Here is a 24,862-nt window from a genome sequence, read left to right on the forward strand (position 1 = left end):
TGCTCCTAGCTATAGCGCAGCAGGCGTTCCAGGTCCTTGAGAATTCCCTTGGGGGCGGCGTCCACCGGGTAACGCATGACCAAGCGCCCCTTGGGGTCCATCAGGTACAGGCGATAACGCCGATCCGTGGCGCTGTCCGAACGCTCTCCCCAGGTGGGCAGGGCGGCGCTCAGCAAATCCGGCTGCGCTTGCTTCAGCCTTGCCCCGTCCGCTGCGATCGCCTTGGCGTCGTCGCTGAGCCAGAGCCGGGCGACGCGGGGCATCTGTTTGTAGAGGGCGACGTGGACGCGACGGCTTTCCTCCAGCAGTTTTTCGCATTGGGCCGTGCACGGGCCGTTGCCGGCCACCACCAACATCCATCGGTCGTTGATCAGTTCGGCGGGCAAGGTCAGTGATTGCGCCGGTTGCAACAATTCACCATTGGGCTGTCCGCCGGGTTGCCAACCGGACAGGTAAAGGACGCTGGCGACGACCACCGGGGAAACCAGCAGACCGACGATGAGCAGCAGGGTGCGGGTGCTTTTGTTCATCGCCGTTGCCATCCCATGAAGAACCAGATCAACAGGGCCGAGACCGCGAAGCCGTACCACTGCAAGGCATAGGATAGGTGTTTTTCCCAACGCTCGTCGGGACGCGGCCAGTCGCGCACGAAGCCGGCGGGCGCGCTGGCGTCCAGTTGCAGCACCAGGCCGTGTACCGGATAGGGCACGGCAGCCTGGAAGCGGGCCAGGTCCAGGTTCTGCCAGAGTACCTGCCAGGGGATGCCGGCCCCCTGGGGCGGCTCCGCGCCGAGGGTGAAGAAGCGCTGGCCGGGGACCAGGGCGATACCGCTCAGGGTCAGTTCTTCCCCTGGCGTGGTGATGGGCGGAATATCCCGATGATCGGCGGCCGCGGGTATCCAGCCCCGGTTCACCAGCAAACGCAGATCGGAGCCGGCCAGGTGCAGCGGGGTGATGACGTGGTAACCGGCTCGCTCCTGGTACACCCGGTTATCCACCAGGAACTGCCGTTCTGGCTCGAAGCGTCCTCGCACCGTGACCGGTGCGTAGTTCAGGGCGTCCAGGTCGGTCGGGGCGAGGGGGATGGTGGGCAGGGCGATGGGACCGCGATGGACCTGCTGCGCCAAGCGTTCCTGCGCCTCCTGCTTGCGCTCGGCCTTGCCCTGCTGCCATTGTCCAAGATGGACGAACAGGGCCACGCAGGCCGCCACCAAGGGAATGCTCCACCAGCGGGGTGCGAAACGCTTGCCCTGGAAGGGGCTGGCGGCGCAGAATCGGTCCAGTCCTTTACGGAGCGCGCTCGTCATGTATACCTTGCTGGTGGTGCTCATGCTGTTGGGAATCGTCTTCAGCCTGTTCTCGGGACTATTCTTCGTCTATCGGGATCGGGGCGCCGGTTCGCGGGTGGCCAAGGCCCTCACGGTGCGGATTTCCCTGTCCATCGCCCTGTTCATCGGCCTCTGCCTGGCGTTTTGGTTGCGCCAGCATTCATAGCCAATACACCAGCACGAACAGCAGCAGCCAGACCACATCGACGAAGTGCCAATACCAGGCCACCGCCTCGAAGGCGAAGTGGCGTTCGGCGTCGAAATGCCCCGCCAGGGTCCGGGCCAGGATCACCGCCAGCATGATGGCGCCGAGGGTGACGTGGAAACCATGGAATCCGGTGAGCATGAAAAAGGTGGCGCCGTACACGCCGGCTCCCAGGGTCAGGCCCAGTTCCGTGTAGGCGTGGTGATATTCCCAGCCCTGGCAGCAGAGGAACAGCACACCCAGTAGCACGGTGAGCGCCAGGCCGAGGGTGAGTTGGCCGCGGCGGTTCTTGAGCATGCCCCAGTGGGCCCAGGTCAGGGTGGCCCCGGAGGTGAGCAGCAGGGCGGTGTTGATGGCCGGCAGGCCCCAGGCGCCCATGGGGGTGAAGCTCGGGCCTTTCGGGCCCGCGCCGGACAGGGGCCAACTGCCCTGGTAGTCCGGGTAGAGGGAGGTGCCGTGGTTGGCCATCATGGACAACAGGTCCGGCACCGAAATGTTGCGGGTGTAGAACAGTGCGCCGAAAAAGGCGGCAAAGAACATCACTTCGGAACCGATGAACCAGATCATGCCGTGACGGAAGGAGCGGTCCTCCCAGTCGCTGTAGGCCCCGGTCTGGTTTTCGTAGATGACCTTGCCGAACCACTTGAACAGCACGGCGATGATGGCTGCCGCCGCCGCCGTCATGATCCAGGCGCCGGGGCTGTAGTGGTTCATCTTGAGGATGAAGCCCAGGGCCAGGCTGAACATGCTGGCCGCCAGGATGACGGGGTAGATGCTCGGCTGCGGGACGAAGTAATGCTGGCCGGCGGTACTGGCGTGGTGGCTGTGGGAGGTCATCGTTGTTCTCCTGGGGGGGCAGGGAAGAAGGCGTAGGCCAAGGTCAGTTCACGGATGTTCCGGTCGAGGTCGGGATGGATGACGAAGGTCAGGGGCATTTCCCTCGCCTCGCCGGGGGCCATGGTCTGTTGGCGGAAGCAGAAGCATTCGAGTTTCTGGAAGCTCAAGGCCGCCTGGGTCGGGGAAACGCTGGGGACGGCCTGGCCGACGACGGTCTGGTGGGAGATGTTGCGTACCAGGAACCGGGTGGTGCGCATCTCGCCCGGATGCAGGTCGATGACCGGCTCCAGGGGTCGGATTTCCCAGGGCAGGCCAGGCATCAGGGTGGCGGTGAATTGCACGGTGAGGGTGCGCGCGGCGTCCACCTGGAGTGGGGCCACATCCTTGGCGGCGACAGCATCCTTGAGGGTTTTGCCGTTGAAGCCCACGGCCTTGCACAGGGTGTCGTAGAAGGGCACCAGGGCAAAACCGAAGGCAAAGCTGACGGCGGTCAGGCCCACCAGCTTCGCCACCAGGGCGCGGTGGCGACCCAGGGGCGAGGGGGCGGGGGGCAGGGCGGTGCTCATGACGCGGACTCAGCGCGGAATCAGAAAGCCGAGGCCGTAGAGCAGGGCCGCGACGGCGAACAACACCCAGGCGATGCGGCCGGCCAGGCGGCGTCGGCGGACCAGCTCCTGGGGCGTGAATTGGGCCGTCATCATCTCAGCGCACCGTGGGCTGGGTTTCCCAGCTGTGGTGGGGCGGCGGCGAGGAGAGTTCCCATTCCAGCCCCTCGGCGCCTTCCCAGACCTTGGCCTGGGCCTTTTCCCCACCCTTGATGCAACGCCAGATGTTCCAGGCAAAGAGCAGTTGGGAGAAGCCGAGGATGAAGGCACCGATAGTGGAAATGGCGTTGAATTCGGCGAATTGCAGGGCGTAGTCGGGAATCCGCCGCGGCATGCCGGCCAGGCCGAGGAAGAACTGGGGCATGAAGGTCAAGTTGAAGCTGATGGCGGTGAGCCAGAAGTGCAGCTTGCCCAGCTTTTCGTCGTACATGTGGCCGGTCCATTTCGGCAGCCAGTAGTACACCCCGGTCATCACCCCCATGATGCCGCCGGTGAACAGGGCATAGTGGAAGTGGGCGACGACGAAGTAGCTGTGGTGGTACTGGGCATCCGCCGCCACGTCGGCCAGCACCAGGCCGGTGAGGCCGGCGATGCCGAACAGCACGATGAAGCCGAGGGCGAACAGCATGGGCGTCTCGAAGGTCATGGCGCCGCGCCACATGGTGGCGATCCAGCAGAAGAACAGCACCGCCAGGGGCAGGGAAATGGACATGGTGCTGTACATGAAATACAGCAGGGCCGGCACCGGCATGCCGGCGGTGAAGAAGTGGTGCGCCCACACCACCAGGGACAGCACGCCGATGGCGATGAAGGAATAGACCTGGGCCTTGTAGCCGTAGGTGGGCTTGCGGGTGAAGGTGGACAGCACGTGGGGCATCAGGCCCCAGACCGGCAGCAGCAGGATGTACACCTCGGGGTGGCCGAAGAACCAGAACAGGTGCTGGAACAGGATGGGATCGCCGCCGCCGGCAGCGTTGAAGAAGTGGGTGCCGAAATGCCGGTCGGTGAGCAGCATGGTCACGGCGCCGGCCAGCACCGGCAGGGTGATCACCAACAGAAAGGCGGTGATCAGCCAGCCCCAGACGAAGAGGGGCATCTTCATCAGGGTCATGCCCGGGGCACGCATGTTGAAGATGGTGACGATGATGTTGATGGAGCCCATGATGGAACTGATGCCCAGGATATGCACGGCGAAGATGGCGAAGTCCACGCCGATGCCGCCCTGCACCGAGAGGGGTGCGTAGAAGGTCCAGCCCGTGGCCAGGGCGCCGTCGCCAACGCCGAACAGGGCGAGGACGAAGGGCAGGGTCAGCATCAGCGCCGCCGGTGGCAACAGCCAGAAGCCCCAGTTGTTGAGCCGGGGCAGGGCCATGTCCGGGGCGCCGATCATGAGGGGGATCTGCCAGTTGGCGAAGCCCGTGGCGGCGGGCATCAGCGCGCCGAAGATCATGACCAGGGCGTGGTTGCCGATGAGCTGGTTGAAGAACTCGGGGTGCATGAATTGCAGGCCGGGCTGGAACAGCTCGGCCCGCACCAGCAGGATCATCAGGCCGCCGAGGAAGAACATGACCAGGGAGAAGGTCATGTACATGGTGCCGATGTCCTTGTGGTTGGTGGTGGTGAGCCAGCGCATCAGGCCCTTGGGCTCATGGTGATGGGCGTGGCCGTCGTGGGCGATGGTTGCGGTATTCATGAGCCGTCTCCTAGCGAAGGGCCTTGATCTGGGCGGGTTGGATCATGTCGCCTTGGGTATTGCCGAAGCTGTTGCGCTCGAAGGTGATCACCGCTGCCAGCTCGACGTCGGACAGGGTGGCCTTGAACGCCTGCATGGCCGTACCGGGCTTGCCGTTCAATACCCGAGCCACATGGGAGTCGGGGACCAGTTTGCCGTCGGCGGAGAGCAGTGGCGTATTGACCACCTTGCTGCCCGCCAGGGCCGGGAAGGCCGGCGGCAGACCCTGGCCGTTGGGTTGGTGGCAGGCGGCGCAGTTCTTGGCATAGACCTCGCTGCCCTTGGCCACCAGCTCGTCCTTGCTCCAGGTGCGGTCGGAACTGTTGGCGGCGGCGGCCTGCTCCGCTTTCTTTTTCTCCACCCAGGCGGCGTATTCGGGCTCGGTCACCGCCTGCACCACCACCGGCATGAAGCCGTGGTCCTTGCCGCAGAGTTCCGCGCATTGGCCGCGGTAGATGCCCGGCTGGTCGATCTTGACCCAGGTTTCCCGCAGGAAGCCGGGAATGGCGTCGCGCTTGGCGCCGAACTGGGGCACCCACCAGGTGTGGATCACGTCGGTGGAGGTGATCAGCACCCGCACCTTCTTGCCCACGGGCAGCACCACCGGATTGTCCACTTCGAGCAAATAGTGTTCGCCCTTGTCCGCCTGGTTCTCGATCTGTTCCCGTGGCGTGGCCAGGGCCGAGACGTACTTGATGCCGGAGTCCGGATATTCGTATTGCCACTTCCACTGCATTCCGGTGACCTTGAGCACCATGTCGGCCTTGGTCTGGGTGTCCTCCATTTCGATCACCGCGTGAAAGGCGGGGATGCCCATGAGGATGAAGTCGATGAACAGCAGCATGGCGAAGGGGACCAGCACCCAGAACCATTGCAGCTTGCCGGTGGGGCCGGTGAACTTCGCTGGCTCGACCCCCTGGCTCTTGCGATGCTTGATCATGGAATAGACCATGATGGCGAACACCACCACGAACAGCACGGTGATGATCAGCATGAACTGGTTGTGCATGTGCAAGGTGTCCCGGGCCATGGGGGTGGCGGGTTCCGGGAAGTTGAACTTGTACTCTGCGAGGGCGGGGAGCGCCGGAAGTAAAAGGCCGGCACCTAAAAGGCGTGTTGCCAAGCGGCCAAGGGGCCACCGGCTGTGTTGCACAGTCTCTCTGCGATTCATGCAATCCTCCGAAGCGTTTTACGGGTGTTACGCATTGCGGGGATGGCTCTATGGCCACTTGATACCCTGGGTGTCATCAGGGTGACCAGATGTGATGTGACTTAATCGAAGCTGGTTATTTTTAAATCTAACGTATTTTCGCGAGATCGGGAAGTGCCGGTGAAAAGAATGGCGCCGGCGGGCGGCAAATAAACATCGAGGTATGTGCCCTGGAAGCGGCACGGCACCGCGTGTTTAGGCGACCGCTATGTGTGACGGGCGAGGGGTTTGCCCAAGCAGGGAGGAGAAAGAAGGAACTGACTGCGGGCTTGGGGAGAGGCACCGGAGCGACGGCGATATCGCCACCGATGCCGCTTTAGTGCTTGCGGGTCCCTTTGGCCGGGGCCTTGCGCCAGCGGCCGTCCACCTTGAAATAGCGGTCGGCTTCGGCCTTGGGCATTAGCATGTTGTCGCCCGGGGTTTTCTTGACGGCCTTGTGGGCCACCAGTGCATCGGTGATCTGGGCTGCGGTGAGTTCGATGGCCTCTTGCTGGCGGTAGGGGTAATAGGCGACGACCTTTTCCTTGAGCAGGGCGATATGTTCCTCCGTGCTGCCCTTGCGCGGCAGGGAGGCCAGCAGGGTTTGCGCCGCGGGGGTGAGGGTATAGCCATCCCCGGCGGCACAGATCAGCCCGTGTGTGGAGAGCCGGATGAAGGCACCGTGGAGTTTCGACTCGTAGGGGATGAAGCCCTGAATCATGTCGGCGGCGGCAACGATCTCATCCAAACGGGCGGGGCGGCGTTTGGAACAGAGGGTGGTGGCCATCAGGATGACGACATCCACGTCATGGGTCGGGTGCATCGGGAACCTTTGTCTTTCAGGAAATGGGCAGTGGCGCAGGGCCGGCGTTGCCGCCGGGCGAGGCGGGGCGGCAGTGTAACAGGGCAGGGGCTCAGCCCATGAATACGGGATCGGAAAAGACCAGGGTGCCGTCCTTGCGCATCATCAGGTTGTCGGCCTTGATCAGGTCGGGCAGGGCGCCGTAGCCTTCGCTGAATTCCTCGAGCGCCTTGAGGGACTGCTTCATGGCATCGCTCCAGCCCATGGGTGTCGCGGCCAGATGGTAGAGGGCGATCAGGCCCATTTCGTGACCGAGGCTGCTCCACATCCGGCAGGCGTCGAAATAGGCGCTGCTGATCTTGGTGGCCAGCTCGGCGGCCTGGCCGCTACCGGGCAGGGGGTACAGCCGTTCCACCTCGATGATGTGGAAGGGGTGGCCGTGGCTGGACATGCCCGCGACACCGTGGTCGCCGAAGACGACGGGAAAGTGGGGGCCACGGGGCCGGTCCTTGGCGGTGAAGAAAGCGTAGTCGGTCGGCGAGGAGAGGATCTTGAAAACCCGCTCCTGGCCCCGCACCGTGTCGCCCTCGACGACGATGGTGTTTTCGCCGCGACCGAGCTCCTTCCTGCCCTTGAGCAGGGGGTGATCGGGAATGGGGTCGCCCAGGATGCGGCGTTGGCTAGTGCCCATGAGTGCAGCAGCGGATTGCCGTGGCAGGGAGGAAAGGGGTCATCGCAATCGAAAACGGGATGATGACGTATGAGCATACGCCGTTCATCCTGACGGCAAGGTGTCAGGTGCCCAGGTAGGCTTCCAGCACCTTGGGATTGTGCAGCAGGTTGTCTCCGGCATCGGCCAGGACGATGCTGCCGGTTTCGATGACGTAGCCGTGGCGGGCGATCTTCAAGGCCTGCTTGACGTTCTGTTCCACCAGCATCACCGGCAGACCGCCGGCGTTGATCTGCACCAGGGTGCGGAAGATTTCCTGCACCATCAGCGGTGCCAGGCCCATGGAGGGTTCATCCAGCAGCAGCAGCCGGGGTTTGGCCATGAGGGCGCGGCCGATGGCCAGCATCTGCTGCTCACCGCCGGACAGGTTGCCGGCAAGTTGTTCGGCCCGATCCTTGAGGCGGGGGAAGAGGTGATAGACCTCTTCCAGGGAGGCGGCGATGGTGGCCTTGTCCTGGCGGGTGTAGGCGCCCAGCAGCAGGTTTTCCGCCACGGTCAGGGTGGTGAGAATGGCGCGGCCCTCGGCCACCTGCACCAGGCCACGCTTGACCCGCTCGTGGGGTGGCAGGCGGGTGATGTCCTCGCCGTTAAATTCGATCTTGCCCCGGCCCGGCTTGAGCAGGCCAGACAGGGCCAGCAGGGTGGTGCTCTTGCCGGCGCCGTTGGCCCCCACCAGGGCGGTTATCTCGCCGTCGTTGAGGTGAAAGGTGAGGCCCTTCACCGCTTCGATGTGGCCGTAGGACACAGCAAGGTCTTGGACGCGGAGGATGACGCTCATTACTCGTCCTCCTTACCCAGATAGGCTTCGATCACTTCGGGGTTGTTGCGGATTTCCTCCGGCGTGCCCTCGGCGATGATGCGGCCGAAATTGAGCACGGCGATGCGGTCGCACAGGCCCATGACGAAGCGCATGTCGTGTTCGATCATGAAAACGCTGTAGCCCCGGTCGCGGATGGCGCGGATTTCCGCCATCAGGGCGGTTTTTTCGGCCGGGTTCATGCCGGCCACGGGTTCGTCCAGCAGCAACAGGCGGGGCTCGGTGGCCAGGGCCCGGGCGAATTCCAATTTGCGCTGGTCGCCATAGGAAAGGTTGTCCGCCACCTGGTCGGCCTTGGCGTGGAGGTCCACCCAGGTCAGCAGTTCGTAGGCCCGTTGGCGGGCCTGTTGCTCGGTCTTGCGGAAAGCCGGCGTGTTCAGCAGCAGGGCCGGGGCGCCGTAAGTCAGGTGGGCGTGCATGCCCACCATGACGTTTTCCAGGATGGTCATTTCCTTGAACAGGCGGATGTTCTGGAAGGTGCGGGCGACGCCCTGGCGGGTGATGGCGTGGGGTGCCTTGCCCACCAGGTTCTGCTCCTGGAAGTCGATCTGTCCGGCACTGGGCGGCAGCAGGCCCGTGACCAGATTGAACACGGTGGTCTTGCCGGCGCCATTGGGCCCGATCAGGCCGTAGATGCTGCCGGCGGGAACGGTGAAGCTCACGTCGTGGAGGACATGGAGGCCGCCGAAGTGCTTGCCCAGGTTGCGGATGGAGAGCAGGGGGGCGGAAGGGGCTGCCGTATCGGGTTGTTGCGCTTCGCGGGTCGCGTGCTGTTCGGCCCTTCCTGCGGCTAGGTCAGCTTCAAGGCCCAATGCCGTGCCTAGTGTTTTCCGGCGTACGCCGCCGACAATGCCTTTAGGCAGGAACAGCACCACCAGCACCAGCACGGCCCCATTCACCAAAGAACGGAAGTCGTGGAGGGAACGCAGCAGTTCCGGTAGCAGGGTGAGGATGCCGGCACCGAGCACGGGGCCGAGCAGGCTGCCGGTGCCGCCGAGGACGGCCATAGTGAGGATGTCTACCGCCGCTTCAAAGCCGTATTCCCGGGGGCTGATGAAGAAGGTGAAGTGGGCATTCAGTGCCCCGGCGATGCCGGCGATGAAGCCGCCGAGAACGAAGGCCAGCAGCTTGTAGCGATCCACGGGGATGCCCATCAGCCGGGCGGCCACTTCGTCTTCCTTGATGGCCTCGAAGGCCCGGCCGATGCGGGAGCGGCGCAGGCGAGTCAGACCATAGACGGTAAGGGCCAGCAGCAGGGCGATGTGCCAGCCCTCGGTGGCGAGGGGAATGCCGTTGAGACCTTCCGGCCCGCCAGTAATGTCCAGATTGAGTACGGTGATGCGCACCACCTCGCCGAAGGCCAAGGTCGCCATGGCCAGATAGACGCCGGACAGGCGCAGCACCGGGGCGCCGATCAGCAGGGCCACCAGGGCCGGAGCGATGCCGCCGGCGGCCAGCACCGCCGGGAAGGACCAGTCGGCATTGAGGGTGAGCAGGGCCGAGACGTAGGCGCCGATCCCCATGAAAGCCGCGTTGGCCAGGGACAGCAGGCCGCAGGAGAGGGTGAGCAAGATCGACAGGGCCAGCAGCATGTGTACGCCGACGCTGAACACCAGCGTGCTGTAGGTGGCCCAGAAGTCAGCAAGCCAGATCATGCCTTGCGCTCCAATACCCGGCCGAACAGGCCCGAGGGGCGGATTAGCAGGATCAGGAAGAGCAGGCCGAAGGCCACGGCATCGCCCATCTGACTGGACAGGTAGGCCTTGCTGATGACTTCGGCAAAACCGAGAAAGAGACCGCCGATGAGAGCGCCACGGATGTCGCCCATGCCGCCGAGGATGATGACGGCAATGCCCTTGTGCAGGATGGGTTGGCCCATCTGGGGCGTGATGGCATTGAAGTCGAGGCCGATCAGCACGCCGGCCACGCCGCCCAGAGCCGCGGCGGCGAAGGAGGTGACGTGGAACAAGGCTTCGACGTTGATGCCCAGCAGGCAGGCGGCCTTGGGCGATTCGGCGATGGCCCGCAGGGCGCGGCCCAGCTGGCTGCGCTTGAGCACGGTGAACAGCACCGCCATGAGCAGGAAGGCGATGGCGACGATGGCCAGTTCCAGGGCACGAACGTGGATGTCGCCGATGACGAAATCGGCGGCGGGCAGGATTTCCTCGGGGAAACGACGAATCTCGGCACCGAACAGGCCCTGGGCGCTGCTGGTGAGCATGATGCCGACGCCGATGGTGGCGATCATGGGAATCAGGTGGGGGGCATTGCGGGCCCGCAGCGGCTTCAGCACCAGCAGGTCCACCAACAGGCCGAGGAGGCCGCTGAACAGGGCAGCAGCGGGCAGGGCCAGCCAGAGGGAGCAGTCCAACTGGGTCACCAGCACCAGGGCGGCGTAGCTGCCGGCCATGAAGACGGCGCCGTGGGACAGGTTGATGACCGCCAAGACGCCGAATACCAGGGTGAAGCCCAGGGCGAACAGGGCATAGACGCTGCCCAGGGTCAGGGCGTTCAGCAACTGCTGGGCAAGCATGGTTGGACGGCGGCCGGTGGGCTCAGGCGACGGTCAGTGGGTACAGTCGTCCAGGTGGGCCACGTCGTCGTACTGGCGCTGGTTGGCCTCGTGGCGCTTCTGGATGAGCCACATGATGCCGGCGACGAAGAGGCCGAACAGGGCGATGATCCAATAGATGTGCAGATGCAGGGAAACCAGGGTCGAATAGACGAAGGTCATCACCAGGATCGACAGGTTTTCGTTGAAGTTCTGCACGGCGATGGAATGGCCCGCGCCCATCAGCACGTGGCCACGATGCTGGAGCAGGGCGTTCATGGGGACGACAAACAGGCCCGAGAGGATGCCGACCACCACTAGCAACAACATGGACACCGCCATGCGCAGCTCGATCAGCCAATGCACCGGCTTGCCGAACAGAGTGAAGTCGAAGCGGGCGATTTCATAGGTGGGCACGTAGGGCACCAGGATCATGACGATGACGCCGACGCCCATGATCATACCGAGGGGAATCACCTTGACCGAGCGGCGCAGGGAAATCATGCGGGCGGCGGCGAAGGCACCGGCGGCGACGCCGAAGGCGACGATGCCCTGCAACATGCTGGCCTTGGACAGGTCCAGGTGCAGGGCGGCCTTGGCCCAGTCGAGGACGATGAACTGCAAGGTGGCGCCGGCGCCCCAGAACAGCGTGGTCACCGCCAGGGAGACCTGGCCCAGCTTGTCCTTCCACAGCAGCTTGAGGCAGTGGTTGAACTCGTGGAGCAGATACCAGGGGTTCTTTTTCAGGGGAACGTGGTCCACCCCGGTGTCGGGAATGTAGAGATTGAAAATGGCAGCGACGACGTACAGGGCGCCGACGATCAGCAGGTTCATTTCGCCCACGGTGTCGATGCCCGTGTCGAAGCCGGGGAAGTCAAAGTTGAGCAGGGCCTGGGCCAGGTCGGGCTTGATCAGGGCACCACCGAGGACGGTGCCGAGGATGATGGCGATGACGGTGAGCCCCTCGACCCAGCCGTTGGCCACCACCAGCAGGCGGTGGGGCAGGTATTCGGTGAGGATGCCGTACTTGGCCGGTGAGTAGGCGGCGGCGCCCAGGCCCACCACGGCGTAGGCGTAGAGGGGATTGACGTTGAGGAACATCAGCCCGCAGCCGAGGATCTTGATGGTGTTGCTGATGAACATGACCCGCCACTTGGGCATGGAGTCGGCGTAGGCACCGACGAAAGCGGCCAGGACCACGTAGGAGACCGTGAAGAAGGTCTTGAGCAACGGCGCATGGGATGCCGGCGCGTCCATTTCCCTCAACAGGGCAATGGCGGCAATCAACAGCGTGTTGTCGGCCAGCGCAGAAAAAAATTGCGCCGCCATGATGGTGTAAAAGCCTAGATTCATGGGGTCCGCTTTTTTGAGGCGGGGTGTTTATATCACGAAAGGGAGGCTTCCCCGACCCTTTGCAAGCCGGGCGAATTTGTGGCAGCGGGCAGCGGGGCGGTGCACTATGCGAAACTTCGTCCCTGCCATCCGCTGACTTTCCGATTCGCCATGACCCGCCCGATTCGCGCCCGCATCGATTCTTCCGCATTGCGTCATAACCTGGCCATCGCCCGTCACCATGCCCGGGGCAGCCATGTCTGGGCGGTGATCAAGGCCAACGGCTACGGCCATGGCGCCCTGCGCGTGGCAAAAGCCCTGTCCGGTGGCGCCGACGGCGCGGACGGTTTCGCCCTGGTGGAACTGGAAACCGCGATTGAACTGCGGGAAGAGGGCATTTACGAGCCCATCCTGATGATGGAGGGGTTCTACGAGGCCGGCGAGCTGGCCCAGTTTTCCTGGCACAACCTGCAACCGGTGATCCACAGCCTGGACCAGGTGCGGGTCTTTTGCGACGCCCAATTGACGGCGCCCATGCCCGTCCATCTCAAGCTCAACACCGGCATGAATCGCCTGGGCCTGAACCCGGACGAACTGCCCATTGCCTTCGCCAAGCTGGAGGCCTGCACCCATGCCGGCCCGATCACCCTGATGAGCCATTTCGCCGATGCCGACGAGCCGCGCGGCATCGCCGAGCAAATGGCGCGGTTTGCCGCCATGGCGGGGGGCTACGGTTTGCCCGTGTCCCTGGCTAATTCGGCGGCATTGCTGCGCTTCCCCGAAACCTCGGGGCGGGAGGGCGACTGGGTGCGGCCCGGCATCATGCTTTATGGTGCATCGCCGTTCCCGACCATGCAGGACGCCCAGGCCATCGGCCTGCGCCCGGCGATGACCCTGGAGTCGGCATTGATCGCCGTGCGCACCCTGCAAGCCGGCGACCGCATCGGCTATGCGGGCAACCACGTGGCCGCGGGCGAACTGCGGATCGGCATCGTCGCCTGCGGCTATGGTGACGGCTATCCGCGCCATGCCCCCACCGGCACGCCGGTGCTGGTGGCCGGCGTGCGCAGCCGCATCCTGGGGCGGGTGTCCATGGACAAGATCTGCGTCGATCTGACGCCGGTGCCCCAGGCCAAGGTCGGCAGCATCGTCACCCTCTGGGGCCGCCACGGCGAGACGCGCCTGGAGGCCGACGACGTGGCCACTGCTGCGGGTACGGTGAGCTATGAATTGTTCTGCGCGGTGGCCCGACGGGTGCCGGTGATCGAGGAAAACTGATGGCCAAGGCGAAAACCATCTATTCCTGCACCGAGTGCGGCGCCAGTTCTCCCAAGTGGCAGGGCCAGTGCCCCGGCTGCGGCCAGTGGAACACCCTGGTCGAGACCATTGCCGAAACCGCGCCGACGGCGGCCAACAACCGCTATTCCGCCCTGGCGGCCTCGGGCAAGTTGCAACGCTTGGCGGAAATCGACCCCAAGGAGGAGCCGCGCCAACCCACCGGCATCGAGGAGTTCGACCGAGTGCTGGGCGGTGGCCTGGTCCAGGGCGGCGTGGTGCTAATCGGCGGCGATCCGGGTATCGGCAAGAGCACCCTGTTGCTCCAGGCCCTGTGCCGCCTGGCGGAAATCGGTCAACCCGTGCTCTATGTATCCGGCGAAGAGTCCGGCGAGCAGGTCGCCCTGCGGGCGCGGCGCCTGCAACTCCAGGCCGACCACCTGCAATTGCTGGCCGAGATCAACCTGGAAAAGATCGTCGCCACCTTGCAAGCGGAAAAGCCCGCCGTGGCGGTGATCGACTCGATCCAGACCATCTATTCCGAAGCCCTGCAATCGGCCCCGGGCTCCGTGGCCCAGGTGCGGGAATGCTCGGCCCAGCTGACGCGGCTGGCCAAGCAAAGCGGCACCACGGTGATCCTCGTCGGCCACGTGACCAAGGACGGCGCCCTGGCCGGTCCCCGGGTGCTGGAGCACATTGTCGATACGGTGCTGTATTTCGAGGGGGACACCCATTCCAGCTTCCGCCTGATCCGTGCCTTCAAGAACCGGTTTGGCGCGGTGAACGAACTGGGCGTGTTCGCCATGACCGACAAAGGCCTGCGCGGCGTTTCCAATCCCTCGGCCCTGTTCCTTTCCCAGCACGCCCAGGAGGTGCCCGGTTCCTGCGTCTTGGTGACCCAGGAAGGCACCCGCCCTTTGCTGGTGGAAGTGCAGGCCCTGGTCGATACGGCCCATACCCCCAGCCCGCGCCGTTTGACCGTGGGCCTGGAAGCCCAGCGGCTGGCCATGCTGTTGGCGGTGCTGCATCGTCACGCCGGGGTGGCCTGTTTCGATCAGGATGTGTTCGTCAATGCGGTGGGTGGGGTCAAGATTCAGGAACCGGCGGCGGACTTGGCCATCGTCCTGGCCATCGTGTCCTCCCTGCGCAACAAGCCCCTGCCGCAAAAACTGGTGGCCTTTGGCGAAGTCGGCCTGGCCGGCGAGGTCCGCCCCGCGCCCCGGGGCCAGGAGCGGCTGAAAGAGGCGGCCAAACTGGGCTTCACCCACGCCATCATTCCTACCGCCAATGCCCCCAAGCAGGCCATCAAGGGCATCGAGGTCATCGCGGTGGATCGGGTGGAGCAGGCGGTGGAGCGCTTACGGCAACTGGATTGAGTCCCTGTCAGGCGGGGCAGGAGGCTTCGTTCAACTCGCCTTCCACCCGTTCGCAGGGCGGCACGTAGCCGGCGTGGGCGGCGTATTCCCGGTCCGCCACCAGGATGTGGGTGATCAACCAGTCCCGCAGGAACAGCAGTAGGCTGATGCTGATCCAGCCGCCGTCGAGCATGGTGGCTTTTTCGCTGTGGAGGCGCTGGACGAAGGCGTCGTGGGCTTTTTTGTGGTGATCCAGGCGGGGATAGCCGGTTTCCGCCATGAAAACTTCCTCCGCCCGGAAATGGTTCTGGGCGTACTCTTCCAGTTGCAGGATCAGCTCGCCGGCGGTGATGGCATTTTCCCGCTGATTCACGGCGTCCCACACTTGGTTCATGAGCCGGAACAGGGTTTGATGTTGCTGGTCTATCTCGCTCAGGCCGAGGCCGTAATCGTCGTGCCAGGGAATCAGGTTTTCGCTCAGGGTGTTCATGGCGTCTCCTCCATTTGTGTATTTGGGTGCCAGAACCAGAAACGGAGAATTGGATGGTAATTTCGTTTCAATTTGAAGTATTGATGATGATCAAGTAATCCCCATGAATATGACAAGGTTAATGGTCCGCATGTTGTGGCGTGATTTGCGCGCCGGCGAATTGACGGTGCTGGGCTTGGCCCTGCTGTTGGCGGTGGCGGCCCTGGGTAGCGTTTCCCTGTTGGGGGATCGGGTGGCGCGGGGCGTGGCCCAGGAATCCCGGCGCATTCTGGGCGGCGACGTGCTGCTGACGGCGGACCATCCCTGGGCCCGGTCCTGGCGGGATCAAGCGATTGCCAATGGCTTGCAGGTGGCGGAGAGTATCGGCTTCCCCAGCATGGTCAGCAGGGACGGCGGCGGCACCCAATTGGCGGACGTGAAGGCCGTGAGCGATCACTATCCCTTGCGCGGCAAGTTGCGGACGGCGGCGACGCTCAACGGCGAGGATGCCGAGGTTGCCGGCGTGCCGGCGAGTGGCACGGTGTGGCTCGACGAGCGCCTTATGGCAGGCCTCGGGGTTGCCGTTGGCGATAGGGTCGGCCTTGGCAGCCAGTCCTTCACCGTGGCCGCCGTGCTCACCCAGGAGCCCGACCGGGGCTTCAATCCTTTCGCCATCGCGCCGCGCCTGCTCTTCAATCGGGCCGACCTGGACCGTACCGGTTTGATCGGTTTCGGCAGCCGGGTCAGCTATCGCCTGCACCTGGCCGGACCGGACCGGGCCGTGGCGGCCTACCAGTCCTGGGCCGAGCCCCGTCTGGGGCGCGGCGAGAAGTTGGAGACCCTGGACAATGCCCGGCCCGAGGTGCGCAATCTGCTGTCCCAGGCCGAGCGCTTCCTGCGCTTGGCGGCCTTGCTGGCCGTGGTTCTGGCCGCCGTGGCGATGGGGCTGGCGGCGGATCGCTACCTGCGTCGCCACCTGGATGGCTGCGCCGTGTTGCGCTGCCTGGGCGCGTCTGGGCGCCAGGTGCTGTGGATCCACGGTGGCGAATTCCTCCTCTTCGGCACCCTGGTGACCTTGCTCGGAACACTCCTGGGTTATGCCGTTCAAGCCCTGTTGACGAGCCTGCTGGCAGGTCTGGTGGCGACGGACCTGCCCCCGCCCGGTTTCCTCGCCTGGGGGCAGACCGTGCTGGTGGGTTTGGTGTTGGTGGCCGGTTTTGCCTTGCCGCCCTTGCTCCGGTTGCGTCGGGTGCCGACCTTGCGGGTGCTGCGGCGGGAGTGGGAAGCTCCGGATACCGGCAGTCTGCTGGTGAGCCTGGCCGGCATCGTCGCCCTGGCGGCCCTGATGCGCTGGATTGCCGGCGATTGGCGGCTGTGGGCGGTGGTGATGGGGGGCTTTGCCGCCGCCATCGCTCTCTACGGCGGCATCGCCTGGGGATTGCTGGGCCTGTTGCGGCGCTGGGGGCAAACACGTCCCGGGGCCGGCCTGGGCTGGCGTTACGGCGTCGCCAATCTGCATCGTCATCGCCGTGCCACCCTGGTCCAGGTGGTGGCCCTGGGGCTGGGGCTCACGGCCTTGCTGCTGCTCACCGTGGCCCGGGACGATCTGATGGCCTCCTGGCAGTCGCGCCTGCCTGCCGACGCGCCCAACCGCTTTGTCATCAACATCCAACCGGAACAGCGGGAAGCCGTGGCCGCCTTTTTCAGTGCCCAGGGCTTGGCTCGGCCGGTGCTGGAACCCATGGTGCGCGGACGCCTGGTGACGGTTAACGGCCAGCCGGTGAACGCCGACAGCTACGTCGACGACAAGGCCAAGCGGCTGGTGGAACGGGAATTCAATCTGTCTTGGAGCGGCATGCTACCCACGGGCAACCAAGTCAGCGCCGGGCGCTGGCCGGCACCGAATGCCGCTGCCCAATTCTCGGTAGAGCAGGGCCTGGCGGAAACCCTGGGCTTGAAACTGGGCGACGTGCTGGGCTATGACATCGGCGGCAATCGGCTGGAGGCCGCCGTCACCTCCCTGCGCAAGCTGGATTGGGACTCCATGCGCGTGAATTTCTTCGTCATCACGCCACCGGGCGTGCTGGACGATTATCCGGCCAGCTACATCACCAGTTTCCATCTGCCGGCAGGTCGGCAGGTGTTCGTCGCCGATCTGGTGAAGGCCTTTCCCAACCTGACCTTGATCGATGTGGCCGCCGTGGTGCGCCAATTGCAGGACACCCTGGACCAGGTGGCGCGGGCGGTGCAGGTGGTGTTCGGTTTCGCCCTGCTGGCCGGCCTGGCGGTGCTCTACGGCGCCCTGCAAGCCACGGCGGACGAACGCAGCCACGAGCTGGCGGTGCTGCGGGCCCTGGGCGGGCGCAGCCGCGAGTTGGGCCGGGTCTTGCGCGCAGAATTCCTGCTGCTGGGCTTGGGCGCCGGCCTGCTGGCGGGGCTGGGGGCCGCCGCCCTGGCGACGGTGCTGGCGCGGCAGGTGTTTCATCTGGACTACCTGCCCAAGCCCTTGCTGCCCCTGGCCGGGGTGGTCCTGGGATCGGCCCTAGTACTGGCTGCCGGTTGGTGGGGTACGCGTCAAGCCAGACTCAGCAGCCCGCTGCAAGTATTGAGGGAAGTCTGACTTAGATCACGCCTCCCGCCTAGGCGCATCTGCCGTCTGGCAATGTTGATAGGAAGGCAGTTTTATTCCCAATAAATAATTAATACATTTGAATTAAGAACTATGTCATATTCTGGCGGGTGGGCGCGCGATGATCGAACGATCCGCCGTGCACTCAGTGTGGGTGGGCTTCAGTTGCATCGCGTCTTGCGAGGTAATTGTCGGAAGCTTCCCCTGCATCCAGCAATCCATCCCCCAGGAGAGTGAATCATGCGTACTCAGGTCGGTATCGCTCATCGTAGTTTGGTCGTGGTATTGGGAGCAATGGTGATCGGCGGTTTGGCGGCGGAAGCAGCGTTGGCTCAGGACGTCGCGCAAAAAAATTATCACTTGGTGTCAGGTCAGACACCGACGGTGTTGACCGTGACCAATGGCAGCAAGAAGGCGGTGTATGCGAATCTGGTGCTGGGGCAGCCGCCAACAAGCAATCCCCCAGGATGCAGCAATCTGGGAACGCAAGTCACTTCTGTCAGCCATTTATCCAACGGCCAACCGAATCTGGAGTTCAAGTCTTCCGTCTCCGGCAAGAAGGTACGGTTTGTCGGGCCAAAGGGGGTCACGACCAAGGGTGCCTACCGGATGAGCGCAGGGGAGACCATCACCTATGTGCCCAGAACCTTCCCTTGTTTTTCCGGTAAGACCTGCACGCCCGCGATGACCTTCAACTTCTTTTTTACCGATGGATTCAATGGGACGAGCACAGGCAACAACGGATGCGGTGGAGCCGGCACCACTTATCCGAATGCCACCAATCTTGCCGAGGGTTCCATCAATTTCAGCGCCAATGGCGCGGTAGGCTCTGTTTCAGGGCCAACTTGTGCCAATGCGGACGATACCGATATCAGCGCGGTGAACGGTGTGAATGCAACTCTCAGCGTCAATACTCAAAGCCATGGCAAGGGGGCGGCATGGCCTAAGGGCACCCGCATTGCTTTGAATGGCCTCTTGGGGAGCAACGCCAATCAGCCCGGCGTTTTCGGTTGGGCAGCAACCAATTGCACAAATGCGCAAGGATTCCCGAATCCATCGACGCAGTGCGCTGCCCCGGTGGATGCACCCAAGGCCCAGAACGGTGTTTGTCCTCCGCCGACGACGTTGATCACGGGGCCGGACGGTACACAGTACTGTGCCCAAACCAGTGCCTCTGGTACATGTAATAACCAAAGGGCGGCCTATAACACAGGGGGCACCATCAAGATTGTCTACAAAGGCCAGATTGCGCCTAAAGCTGTAAATTAATCAGGCTACTGCTAAAGAAGGGCTCGGCAATGCCGGGCCCTTCTTTTTTGTAATGGCGGACATTAGGCTGCCTCTTGGTTTCCGCTTGCCGGTTATCGGCTATTGATGAGCAGCATCAATTGCTGTGCTCGGAAGAAATGCGTGGCGCAATCCGAGTGAGTTGGGTCGAGTGTACGCGCCGGGATAGCCCCCTGCAGGTGCTGCGGCAAGCCTAGCGGACTAGGGGAGGGGGCCATCTCCGTGGGGGGTTAGACGCTGAACTTCCGCACGCTCTCCGTCAATTCATGGGATAGCTCCACCAGGGTATCGGTGCGATGACTTTCCTCGGAGGAGGCGGTATGGGTGGCGGCAATGCCGTTGGCGACGATTTCAACCCGCTGGGCGATTTCGGTGCTGGCCGAGCTTTGTTCCTGTAGGCCGACGACGACGGTTTCAATGGCGGTGCCAACCTCGTTGGAGGACTTGGCCATGCGCTCCACCGCATCATGGATTTCCGCCGTGTGGGAAGCCAGATTCGACGTTGCCGAATCGGCCCGCAACATGGTTTCGCGGGCGGTGGTGCTGGTCTTGCAGACGCCGTCGACGATCTCGGAGATTTCATGGGTCGATGTGGCCGTCCGCTCGGCGAGTTTTCGCACCTCGTCAGCCACCACGGCAAAGCCGCGGCCTTGCTCACCCGCCCGGGCGGCCTCGATGGAGGCATTAAGGGCGAGCAGGTTGGTTTGGTCGGCGATTTCCCGAATCGTTTCGACAATCCCGTTGATGCTATTGACCTTGCCGACCAGCACTTCCATGGTGGAGGAAGCCTGTCCCATTTCCTGGGCGACTTCCTGAATCACGCCCATGGCGTCGGACACGACCTTCAAGCCGGCATAGCCTTCCTGGGCAGAGGTTTCGGCCAGCCGCCGCACATCGCTGGCGCTATCGGACATGACGCCGATGCTGGTGGTCAGTTCTTCAATCGCCGCGGCAATGGCGGCGGTGGCGGTACTTTGCTCTTCCGCGGTTTCAGCAAGATGGGAGGCATCGCTGCGGATGCCTTCGCTCTCGCGCACGACGGACTCCGCATTTTTGACCGTGGTGCTGACCAGGTCGCGTATCTGGTTTTGCATGCTGGCCGTGGCGGCGATGATGCTGTTTTGATCGGTCGCGGAAACATCCAGCTTGTGCGTCAAGTCGCCCCGGGCGATGCGATGTAGTGCGGCTGCCACGTCGGCTGGTTCGCCGCCGATCTGGCGGAAAACACCACGGGCGACGAAGGCCATGGTCAGGGAAACGAGGAGTAAAGCCCCCAGGCTCAGGCCGATGGAGGTGATTTGCGAGGTGTTCAGTTCAGAAACGAGGCTAGTGCGCTCCGCGTTGGCGGCTTCGTTGGCCCGTTTGACCAGATCGGTCAAATCGATCCGCACGGGTTTCCAGGCCGGGGTCTCCTTGCGCACGATCAGTTCCTCGGCCTCGGCGCGGTTCCCTGCCTCGATCAATTGCAAGGCCTGCTGCTGGAGCGGACGCATGATGGCAACGTTGTTCTTCAAGCGTGTCGCGACTTCGGTTTGCTCCTTGTCGTCGGCAAGCAATTGGGCCAGCTTGTCCAACTCCTTGGCCAGCTGGTTGCCAGCGGCATTGAAGTTTTCCACGGCGGTCTTGTTGCTGGTGTTCAGCAGGTAGTTGCGCAGTGCAAGGTCGGCGAGCAATCCCTGGGTATAGGCCGCCGTGGCGGTTTGGCTGATGGCCACCTGGCGTTCGACGAAATGGACCAAAGTCGCTTTGCTACGGGCTGAGTGCCAATAGCTAGCTACGGCAAGGAGGGCGATGCCGATAGCACTCAGGCAGCCAAGGAACCACAGACGGGTCTTCAGGGATTGGGACAACACGAACTCTCTCCTCTTTGGTTTATGGGGCCCCGTGTTGGAGCCCAAGGTCATTACGCAGATCAAATCTATCAGCGGGTGAATAAGTTCCTTCTGATGAACATCAATGGCCAGTGTGCTGGGGCAATAGGCCGATACCTTCGATGTTTGGGAAAACTTGCCGCTTCTGCTGCTTTATAAGGGTTCCAGCATACATAGATTGCCGGCAATTCCTGCCGGTGAGGTGGGGAACGCAGCAGAAATGGGGCAACGGTGTGCGGGGCTGGTCGTGGCTTGGTGGTCTCAGCGCGCCTGGAAAGCCTTGTCCTGTCAGGGATTGAGACGGCTCATGGCAGATAACGAGGGGCAGCAAATTTTGATTGTAAGAAAACAGGCGTATTTGTTGCTCAATTCTTGCAATCGAGTTGTTTGCCCCTCGTCACCAGGAGATGACCATGAACGTTTCTGCCAACGATATCCTGCTGCAACTGGCTGATTTTCGTAGCCAAGCCCTGAACTCCCTGTTCAACATCAATACCGAAACAGAACAGAAGAGCAGCGGTAGTAGTTTTTCCCAGATTCTCAACGGCAAGCTGGCTGGCGGTACGGATAGCAGCGGCATGAACATGTCGTTGCGGGATCCGCTGTCGGGCTACAACATGATGAGCTTCATCAACAACAGCGGGGTCCAGTTCAAGGCCCAATACGCGGAACTCAGCGCCATGGGCAGCTCCGTCGATCACCTGGAGCAGGTGGGGGAAAAACTCAGCGATATCGACACCAGCACCGCCGACAGCGATATGAAGGCCCAGTTGCAGGATTTCGTCAGCCAGTACAACCAGTGGGTGGATCGTTTCGGTGCCGACGTGAAGGACGGCGGCGTCCTCGACAACGTGCAGGCCGCCGAGGTTTCGCTGTTCGAGCTGGAACAGAACATCTCCAGCATCTTCAACGGGGCCGACGCTGGCATCGGCGGCTTGGGCGAACTGGGTATCGAGATCGATCCCGTCACTAAACATGCGACATTCGACACCAACCGTTTCGACTCGGCCCTGGCCAACAATCGGAACGGGGTGGTCAGCGCCATCGACCAGTTCAGCGCCAATTTCGCCAAGTCGGCGGACCTGCTCAACGACAAGGGCAACTTCATCCAGAACGCCCTGGACAATCGCAGTCGGGCCATCGATTTCATCAACAGCCACAAGTCCAGCTTGCAGTCCGAGTTCGGTACCGGGGCGGCGCCCACGCCCTCGAGTCAGGTGGCCCAGGCCCTGGCCGCCTACGAAAAAGCCCATGCCCTGTCCTGAGCGCTAGTTGGGCGGAACCGGTTTGCCTTGACATCCTCCCCGCGAAAGCGGGGATCTCGTGACGGTTGGGAAAAGCCGCTGTATTCCCGTCAGCACGGGAAAGACGCGGATTGCGTCAATGGCTTTTGCGAGCTGCCCTAGCGTGCGGCGCCGGCTTCGTCGAAGTGCAACACCGTCAGCTCGCCGTCGGCGTCGATGATCTCCGCCCACTTCAAGCGGCCATTGGGGTGGTAGTCATAGCGGTGCTGGGTTTCCACCTCGTTGTATACGACCTTCTGGCAGGCCGTGAGGCGGTCGGCGGCATCGAAGTAGCCCCGGTAAAAGGTGTTGCGGTGGGCTACGCTGTCCAGGGGTTCCACCAGTTTCAGGGGCAGGCTGACGCCACTGTAGGTAAGGAAGTGGCGGCAGGTACCGGGGAGGGGTTCGCTCATGATTCCAGCCATTCGTCCAGATTGAGGGGCATGACGGTGTTGTCGGCCAGCAGTTTGTCGAGTCCGCCGTGAAGCTTGGGCACCAGCGGGACCTCTTCGGCGCCGATGCGAGCCAGGGCGTGGCGGATCAGGGCCTGCCCTTCTTCCGGCGCCAATTCGGCAGCGAAGCGGCCAACGCTGCTGGCCACCAGTCGGGAAATGCGCGGATTCTCCCCCAGCACCCGGGCGGCGGTGACGGCGTTGTCCACCAGGGTGGCCGAGGCCAGGAAAGGATCGGGTTTCTTGTTCACGGCCTCAGCTTTCGGTTTCCTCGGCCCGGTAGTTCTTGAGCCGGTTTTCCGCACTGACGCCCAACACCTTTTGCAGCCAGGGCGGGGGCGACTTCATGACCTCCTGGAACTGACGGATGACGTCGTCGGCCTCGCCGCCCTCGATGCGCTTGATGGGGAAAATGTCGCCCCGGATCACCTTGGCGGCGGCGGGGCCGCCGATGGATACGACGTAAACCACGTGGCAATCGCCGATCAGTTGCACCCGGTAGCCGTTCTTGTCCGGGGCAAAGTCGGCCTCCAGGGCGTCGCGCACGTCGATCAGGCGGAAGTCCGTGGCGGATACCTGGTAGATCAAAAAGCGCAGGCAGGAACCGAAGTGGCCGTTGAGCTTGGCTTCGCTGTCGGAGGCGATGGCCACCCGCAGGGAGTTGGGGATGTCGCCGTCGGTGTAGGGCTGGGGTTCGGGGATGCCTTCATCGTCGCCGGTATCGCCCCAGAGGATGCGCACTGCCAGTTTCATGCCCTCCAGGCCGAGGCCGATGTCCTCGCCGTCCTCTTCGTCCCCGGCCAGGCCACCGAGGCCGGTCTTGAGGTTGGTGACGGTGATGGTGCGCAGGGTTTCCTCGTCCAGGACGTCGCCGAGGGTGCTGTGCAGCACCTCGATCAATTTGGGCAGGGTGGTGGTGGGTAGGGCACGGGCGGCCAGGGCGATGCGCAAGGCGGCTTCCCGACCCAGGGGGGGCGTGGTGTGGTCCATGGGGCTCTCTCTTTGGGTGGTTTTTTGTTCCTCCGTGCAGAATGAATGCCAGCCCCGCCGGTTTATGTCCTGGTCATGCTAGTCGTTTGATTATTATGGAATTCCCGATGCCGGCGGTGGGCGGCAATGACGCGGACGCCGCCGCCTTGTCGCAAGGGCGACAAAGGGGCGGCGGCTTGCCTGTCGTTTCGCCTCCCTGCGGGTCCCGTGTTGGCGTCCCGTCAAACGATGCGTCGATCGGCCAGGATGGGGCGATTGGGTGCGGGGGGGCGGGCGGTTAGCGGGCGGTCGTCGCCGTCAGCAGCGGGTCCCGCAGTTGGGCGAAGCGGCCGGGGGCGACGTATTGCAGGATTTCCTTGCCTTCGCTGTCGAGCACCACGTCCAGGCCTTTGTTAGGGTAGAGCAGGTGCTCAGTGCTGCCCTGGCGGATGCGTTCCACGGGGGAGCCGAAGCGCTGTTCCACCATGCCGGCATCCAGATTGATGCTGGGAATGAAGCTGAGGGCGCGGATCGGCGCGGCCAGAGCCCGTTCCAGATCCTCGGGGGCGAGGGTGATCTTGCGCGTGGTGCTTTCCATGTAATCCCGCTTCACCGACCGTTCCCGCATACCTGCCAACTGGTCGGCAGGAATGTCGGCGGTAACGATCATCCGACCGGTGACGAAGCCGGCGTTAACGCGCTCGACATAGGCTTCCACCGTGCCGGTTTCCCCCGGTGCGGCGATCAGGGCCACCTGCATGTCGCCGCCCCATAGGCGACGGGCGTCGGCCAGGGTCGCCTCGCCCAGGACCAGGTTGAAGACGCGGGACTTGCCGCCGTAGAGGGTGTCGATCTGCCAGGGCAGGCCGTGGGCCGGTTCCGCGCCATCCTGTTTGTCGTGACTGAGAAAGGGGATCAGCACCAGGGCGGCGATCAGGGCCAAGAGCAGGCCGGCAACGGACAGGGCGGTTTTCATGGGCGGCGGGGCGGGGAGACGAAAAGGCCATTTTCGCATCCTTCTTCTTACGCACGCCTTGGCGGGAGATCGGTCATGGGCCGATTTCTGCGGCAATAGGCTCTAAAATGCCCCGCCGTGCCGAGCCGTCCCGTTGCTCCGGGCGGGTTTCCAATACCGCGTTATCCCC

General features: G+C 63.5%; 25 protein-coding genes. 6 read left to right on the top strand and 19 right to left on the bottom strand.

The window, feature by feature from the left end; translation table 11 throughout:
- Window positions 1–5: 5 nt before the first annotated feature.
- Together ACYQ2U_RS12565 and ACYQ2U_RS12570 are read right to left on the bottom strand one after the other, a co-directional pair.
- Window positions 6–530, bottom strand: a complete 525-nt coding sequence (locus ACYQ2U_RS12565; protein WP_459950721.1) for a hypothetical protein — start codon at window positions 528–530, stop codon at window positions 6–8.
- On the bottom strand, window positions 527–1,306 hold the full coding sequence (locus tag ACYQ2U_RS12570; protein ID WP_459950722.1) for an SURF1 family protein: 780 nt from the start codon (window positions 1,304–1,306) through the stop codon (window positions 527–529). Before ACYQ2U_RS12570 ends, ACYQ2U_RS12565 begins: the two co-directional genes overlap by 4 nt.
- Between ACYQ2U_RS12570 and ACYQ2U_RS12575 the strand changes: the two genes are divergently transcribed.
- Window positions 1,305–1,493, top strand: coding sequence for a twin transmembrane helix small protein (locus ACYQ2U_RS12575; RefSeq protein WP_459950723.1), 189 nt, complete (start codon window positions 1,305–1,307; stop codon window positions 1,491–1,493). The two genes, ACYQ2U_RS12570 and ACYQ2U_RS12575, sit on opposite strands and share 2 nt — an antisense overlap.
- On the opposite strand, the gene ACYQ2U_RS12580 is transcribed toward ACYQ2U_RS12575, so the two are convergent.
- The 11 genes from ACYQ2U_RS12580 to lplT all read right to left on the bottom strand — a co-directional run bounded on the left by ACYQ2U_RS12580 (window position 1,488) and on the right by lplT (window position 12,148).
- Window positions 1,488–2,369, bottom strand: a complete 882-nt coding sequence (locus ACYQ2U_RS12580; protein WP_459950724.1) for a cytochrome c oxidase subunit 3 — start codon at window positions 2,367–2,369, stop codon at window positions 1,488–1,490. The two genes, ACYQ2U_RS12575 and ACYQ2U_RS12580, sit on opposite strands and share 6 nt — an antisense overlap.
- On the bottom strand, window positions 2,366–2,935 hold the full coding sequence (locus ACYQ2U_RS12585) for a cytochrome c oxidase assembly protein (RefSeq protein WP_459950725.1): 570 nt from the start codon (window positions 2,933–2,935) through the stop codon (window positions 2,366–2,368). The genes ACYQ2U_RS12580 and ACYQ2U_RS12585 overlap by 4 nt, the downstream gene beginning before the upstream one ends.
- Window positions 2,936–2,944: 9 nt before the next feature.
- Window positions 2,945–3,070: a hypothetical protein gene (locus tag ACYQ2U_RS12590; protein WP_459950726.1), complete on the bottom strand. Its 126-nt coding sequence runs from the start codon at window positions 3,068–3,070 to the stop codon at window positions 2,945–2,947.
- A 1-nt stretch (window position 3,071) separates the two neighbouring features.
- Window positions 3,072–4,667 (bottom strand): cytochrome c oxidase subunit I, encoded by a 1,596-nt coding sequence (gene ctaD / locus ACYQ2U_RS12595; protein WP_459950727.1) that lies wholly within the window; start codon window positions 4,665–4,667, stop codon window positions 3,072–3,074.
- 10 nt (window positions 4,668–4,677) lie between these two features.
- Window positions 4,678–5,877, bottom strand: coding sequence for a cytochrome c oxidase subunit II (coxB, locus tag ACYQ2U_RS12600; protein WP_459950728.1), 1,200 nt, complete (start codon window positions 5,875–5,877; stop codon window positions 4,678–4,680).
- A 355-nt stretch (window positions 5,878–6,232) separates the two neighbouring features.
- On the bottom strand, window positions 6,233–6,718 hold the full coding sequence (locus ACYQ2U_RS12605) for a hypothetical protein (RefSeq protein WP_459950729.1): 486 nt from the start codon (window positions 6,716–6,718) through the stop codon (window positions 6,233–6,235).
- Window positions 6,719–6,809: 91 nt separating this feature from the next.
- Window positions 6,810–7,388 (bottom strand): hypothetical protein, encoded by a 579-nt coding sequence (locus ACYQ2U_RS12610; RefSeq protein ID WP_459950730.1) that lies wholly within the window; start codon window positions 7,386–7,388, stop codon window positions 6,810–6,812.
- 103 nt (window positions 7,389–7,491) lie between these two features.
- A complete protein-coding gene (locus ACYQ2U_RS12615) occupies window positions 7,492–8,205 on the bottom strand; it encodes an ABC transporter ATP-binding protein (RefSeq protein ID WP_459950731.1) in 714 nt (237 codons plus the stop codon).
- Window positions 8,205–9,899: a branched-chain amino acid ABC transporter ATP-binding protein/permease gene (locus tag ACYQ2U_RS12620; RefSeq protein WP_459950732.1), complete on the bottom strand. Its 1,695-nt coding sequence runs from the start codon at window positions 9,897–9,899 to the stop codon at window positions 8,205–8,207. The genes ACYQ2U_RS12615 and ACYQ2U_RS12620 overlap by 1 nt, the downstream gene beginning before the upstream one ends.
- A complete protein-coding gene (locus ACYQ2U_RS12625) occupies window positions 9,896–10,777 on the bottom strand; it encodes a branched-chain amino acid ABC transporter permease (protein ID WP_459950733.1) in 882 nt (293 codons plus the stop codon). Before ACYQ2U_RS12625 ends, ACYQ2U_RS12620 begins: the two co-directional genes overlap by 4 nt.
- A 33-nt stretch (window positions 10,778–10,810) precedes the next feature.
- Window positions 10,811–12,148: a lysophospholipid transporter LplT gene (lplT, locus tag ACYQ2U_RS12630; RefSeq protein ID WP_459950734.1), complete on the bottom strand. Its 1,338-nt coding sequence runs from the start codon at window positions 12,146–12,148 to the stop codon at window positions 10,811–10,813.
- Window positions 12,149–12,298: 150 nt separating this feature from the next.
- Between lplT and alr the strand changes: the two genes are divergently transcribed.
- Together alr and radA are read left to right on the top strand one after the other, a co-directional pair.
- Entirely contained in the window at window positions 12,299–13,405 is a 1,107-nt protein-coding gene (gene alr / locus ACYQ2U_RS12635; protein ID WP_459950735.1) for an alanine racemase, read from the top strand.
- Complete coding sequence (gene radA, locus ACYQ2U_RS12640) at window positions 13,405–14,778, top strand: DNA repair protein RadA (protein ID WP_459950736.1); 1,374 nt, start codon at window positions 13,405–13,407, stop codon at window positions 14,776–14,778. Before alr ends, radA begins: the two co-directional genes overlap by 1 nt.
- A 7-nt stretch (window positions 14,779–14,785) precedes the next feature.
- Here radA and ACYQ2U_RS12645 read toward each other — a convergent pair whose 3' ends face one another.
- Window positions 14,786–15,247: a bacteriohemerythrin gene (locus ACYQ2U_RS12645; RefSeq protein WP_459950737.1), complete on the bottom strand. Its 462-nt coding sequence runs from the start codon at window positions 15,245–15,247 to the stop codon at window positions 14,786–14,788.
- Window positions 15,248–15,377: 130 nt separating this feature from the next.
- Here ACYQ2U_RS12645 and ACYQ2U_RS12650 point away from each other — a divergent pair, with 130 nt between their 5' ends.
- Together ACYQ2U_RS12650 and ACYQ2U_RS12655 are read left to right on the top strand one after the other, a co-directional pair.
- The gene (locus ACYQ2U_RS12650) at window positions 15,378–17,846 is read left to right on the top strand and encodes an ABC transporter permease (protein ID WP_459950738.1); all 2,469 of its coding nucleotides are present in this window, start codon (window positions 15,378–15,380) and stop codon (window positions 17,844–17,846) included.
- 249 nt (window positions 17,847–18,095) lie between these two features.
- Window positions 18,096–19,124 carry a hypothetical protein gene (locus ACYQ2U_RS12655; protein WP_459950739.1) on the top strand — a complete coding sequence of 343 codons (1,029 nt, stop codon included), beginning with the start codon at window positions 18,096–18,098 and terminating at the stop codon, window positions 19,122–19,124.
- A 248-nt stretch (window positions 19,125–19,372) separates the two neighbouring features.
- Here the strand turns inward: ACYQ2U_RS12655 and ACYQ2U_RS12660 are convergent, their stop codons facing one another.
- A complete protein-coding gene (locus ACYQ2U_RS12660) occupies window positions 19,373–20,995 on the bottom strand; it encodes a methyl-accepting chemotaxis protein (RefSeq protein ID WP_459950740.1) in 1,623 nt (540 codons plus the stop codon).
- Window positions 20,996–21,426: 431 nt separating this feature from the next.
- Here ACYQ2U_RS12660 and fliD point away from each other — a divergent pair, with 431 nt between their 5' ends.
- On the top strand, window positions 21,427–22,278 hold the full coding sequence (fliD, locus tag ACYQ2U_RS12665) for a flagellar filament capping protein FliD (RefSeq protein WP_459950741.1): 852 nt from the start codon (window positions 21,427–21,429) through the stop codon (window positions 22,276–22,278).
- A 137-nt stretch (window positions 22,279–22,415) separates the two neighbouring features.
- On the opposite strand, the gene ACYQ2U_RS12670 is transcribed toward fliD, so the two are convergent.
- From ACYQ2U_RS12670 to ACYQ2U_RS12685, 4 genes are all read right to left on the bottom strand, one after another.
- A complete protein-coding gene (locus ACYQ2U_RS12670) occupies window positions 22,416–22,709 on the bottom strand; it encodes a DUF6156 family protein (RefSeq protein WP_459950742.1) in 294 nt (97 codons plus the stop codon).
- On the bottom strand, window positions 22,706–22,999 hold the full coding sequence (locus tag ACYQ2U_RS12675) for a hypothetical protein (protein WP_459950743.1): 294 nt from the start codon (window positions 22,997–22,999) through the stop codon (window positions 22,706–22,708). Before ACYQ2U_RS12675 ends, ACYQ2U_RS12670 begins: the two co-directional genes overlap by 4 nt.
- A 4-nt stretch (window positions 23,000–23,003) precedes the next feature.
- A complete protein-coding gene (locus ACYQ2U_RS12680) occupies window positions 23,004–23,738 on the bottom strand; it encodes a dinitrogenase iron-molybdenum cofactor biosynthesis protein (RefSeq protein ID WP_459950744.1) in 735 nt (244 codons plus the stop codon).
- 277 nt (window positions 23,739–24,015) lie between these two features.
- Entirely contained in the window at window positions 24,016–24,693 is a 678-nt protein-coding gene (locus ACYQ2U_RS12685; protein WP_459950745.1) for a hypothetical protein, read from the bottom strand.
- Between the last annotated feature and the right edge of the window lie 169 nt (window positions 24,694–24,862).

The sequence above is a fragment of the Denitratisoma sp. agr-D3 genome, assembly GCF_054658675.1.

Coding starts and splice junctions, on each gene's coding strand:
- coxB (WP_459950728.1), bottom strand. CDS start 5,877: ATGAATCGCAGAGAGACTGTGCAACACAGCCGGTGGCCCCTTGGCCGC.
- radA (WP_459950736.1), top strand. CDS start 13,405: ATGGCCAAGGCGAAAACCATCTATTCCTGCACCGAGTGCGGCGCCAGT.
- ACYQ2U_RS12565 (WP_459950721.1), bottom strand. CDS start 530: ATGAACAAAAGCACCCGCACCCTGCTGCTCATCGTCGGTCTGCTGGTT.
- ACYQ2U_RS12570 (WP_459950722.1), bottom strand. CDS start 1,306: ATGACGAGCGCGCTCCGTAAAGGACTGGACCGATTCTGCGCCGCCAGC.
- ctaD (WP_459950727.1), bottom strand. CDS start 4,667: ATGAATACCGCAACCATCGCCCACGACGGCCACGCCCATCACCATGAG.
- ACYQ2U_RS12590 (WP_459950726.1), bottom strand. CDS start 3,070: ATGATGACGGCCCAATTCACGCCCCAGGAGCTGGTCCGCCGACGCCGC.
- ACYQ2U_RS12645 (WP_459950737.1), bottom strand. CDS start 15,247: ATGAACACCCTGAGCGAAAACCTGATTCCCTGGCACGACGATTACGGC.
- ACYQ2U_RS12680 (WP_459950744.1), bottom strand. CDS start 23,738: ATGGACCACACCACGCCCCCCCTGGGTCGGGAAGCCGCCTTGCGCATC.
- ACYQ2U_RS12575 (WP_459950723.1), top strand. CDS start 1,305: ATGTATACCTTGCTGGTGGTGCTCATGCTGTTGGGAATCGTCTTCAGC.
- ACYQ2U_RS12670 (WP_459950742.1), bottom strand. CDS start 22,709: ATGAGCGAACCCCTCCCCGGTACCTGCCGCCACTTCCTTACCTACAGT.
- ACYQ2U_RS12620 (WP_459950732.1), bottom strand. CDS start 9,899: ATGATCTGGCTTGCTGACTTCTGGGCCACCTACAGCACGCTGGTGTTC.
- ACYQ2U_RS12650 (WP_459950738.1), top strand. CDS start 15,378: ATGTTGTGGCGTGATTTGCGCGCCGGCGAATTGACGGTGCTGGGCTTG.
- ACYQ2U_RS12580 (WP_459950724.1), bottom strand. CDS start 2,369: ATGACCTCCCACAGCCACCACGCCAGTACCGCCGGCCAGCATTACTTC.
- ACYQ2U_RS12610 (WP_459950730.1), bottom strand. CDS start 7,388: ATGGGCACTAGCCAACGCCGCATCCTGGGCGACCCCATTCCCGATCAC.
- ACYQ2U_RS12685 (WP_459950745.1), bottom strand. CDS start 24,693: ATGAAAACCGCCCTGTCCGTTGCCGGCCTGCTCTTGGCCCTGATCGCC.
- ACYQ2U_RS12585 (WP_459950725.1), bottom strand. CDS start 2,935: ATGAGCACCGCCCTGCCCCCCGCCCCCTCGCCCCTGGGTCGCCACCGC.
- ACYQ2U_RS12655 (WP_459950739.1), top strand. CDS start 18,096: ATGCGTACTCAGGTCGGTATCGCTCATCGTAGTTTGGTCGTGGTATTG.
- alr (WP_459950735.1), top strand. CDS start 12,299: ATGACCCGCCCGATTCGCGCCCGCATCGATTCTTCCGCATTGCGTCAT.
- ACYQ2U_RS12605 (WP_459950729.1), bottom strand. CDS start 6,718: ATGCACCCGACCCATGACGTGGATGTCGTCATCCTGATGGCCACCACC.
- fliD (WP_459950741.1), top strand. CDS start 21,427: ATGAACGTTTCTGCCAACGATATCCTGCTGCAACTGGCTGATTTTCGT.
- ACYQ2U_RS12615 (WP_459950731.1), bottom strand. CDS start 8,205: ATGAGCGTCATCCTCCGCGTCCAAGACCTTGCTGTGTCCTACGGCCAC.
- lplT (WP_459950734.1), bottom strand. CDS start 12,148: ATGAATCTAGGCTTTTACACCATCATGGCGGCGCAATTTTTTTCTGCG.
- ACYQ2U_RS12625 (WP_459950733.1), bottom strand. CDS start 10,777: ATGCTTGCCCAGCAGTTGCTGAACGCCCTGACCCTGGGCAGCGTCTAT.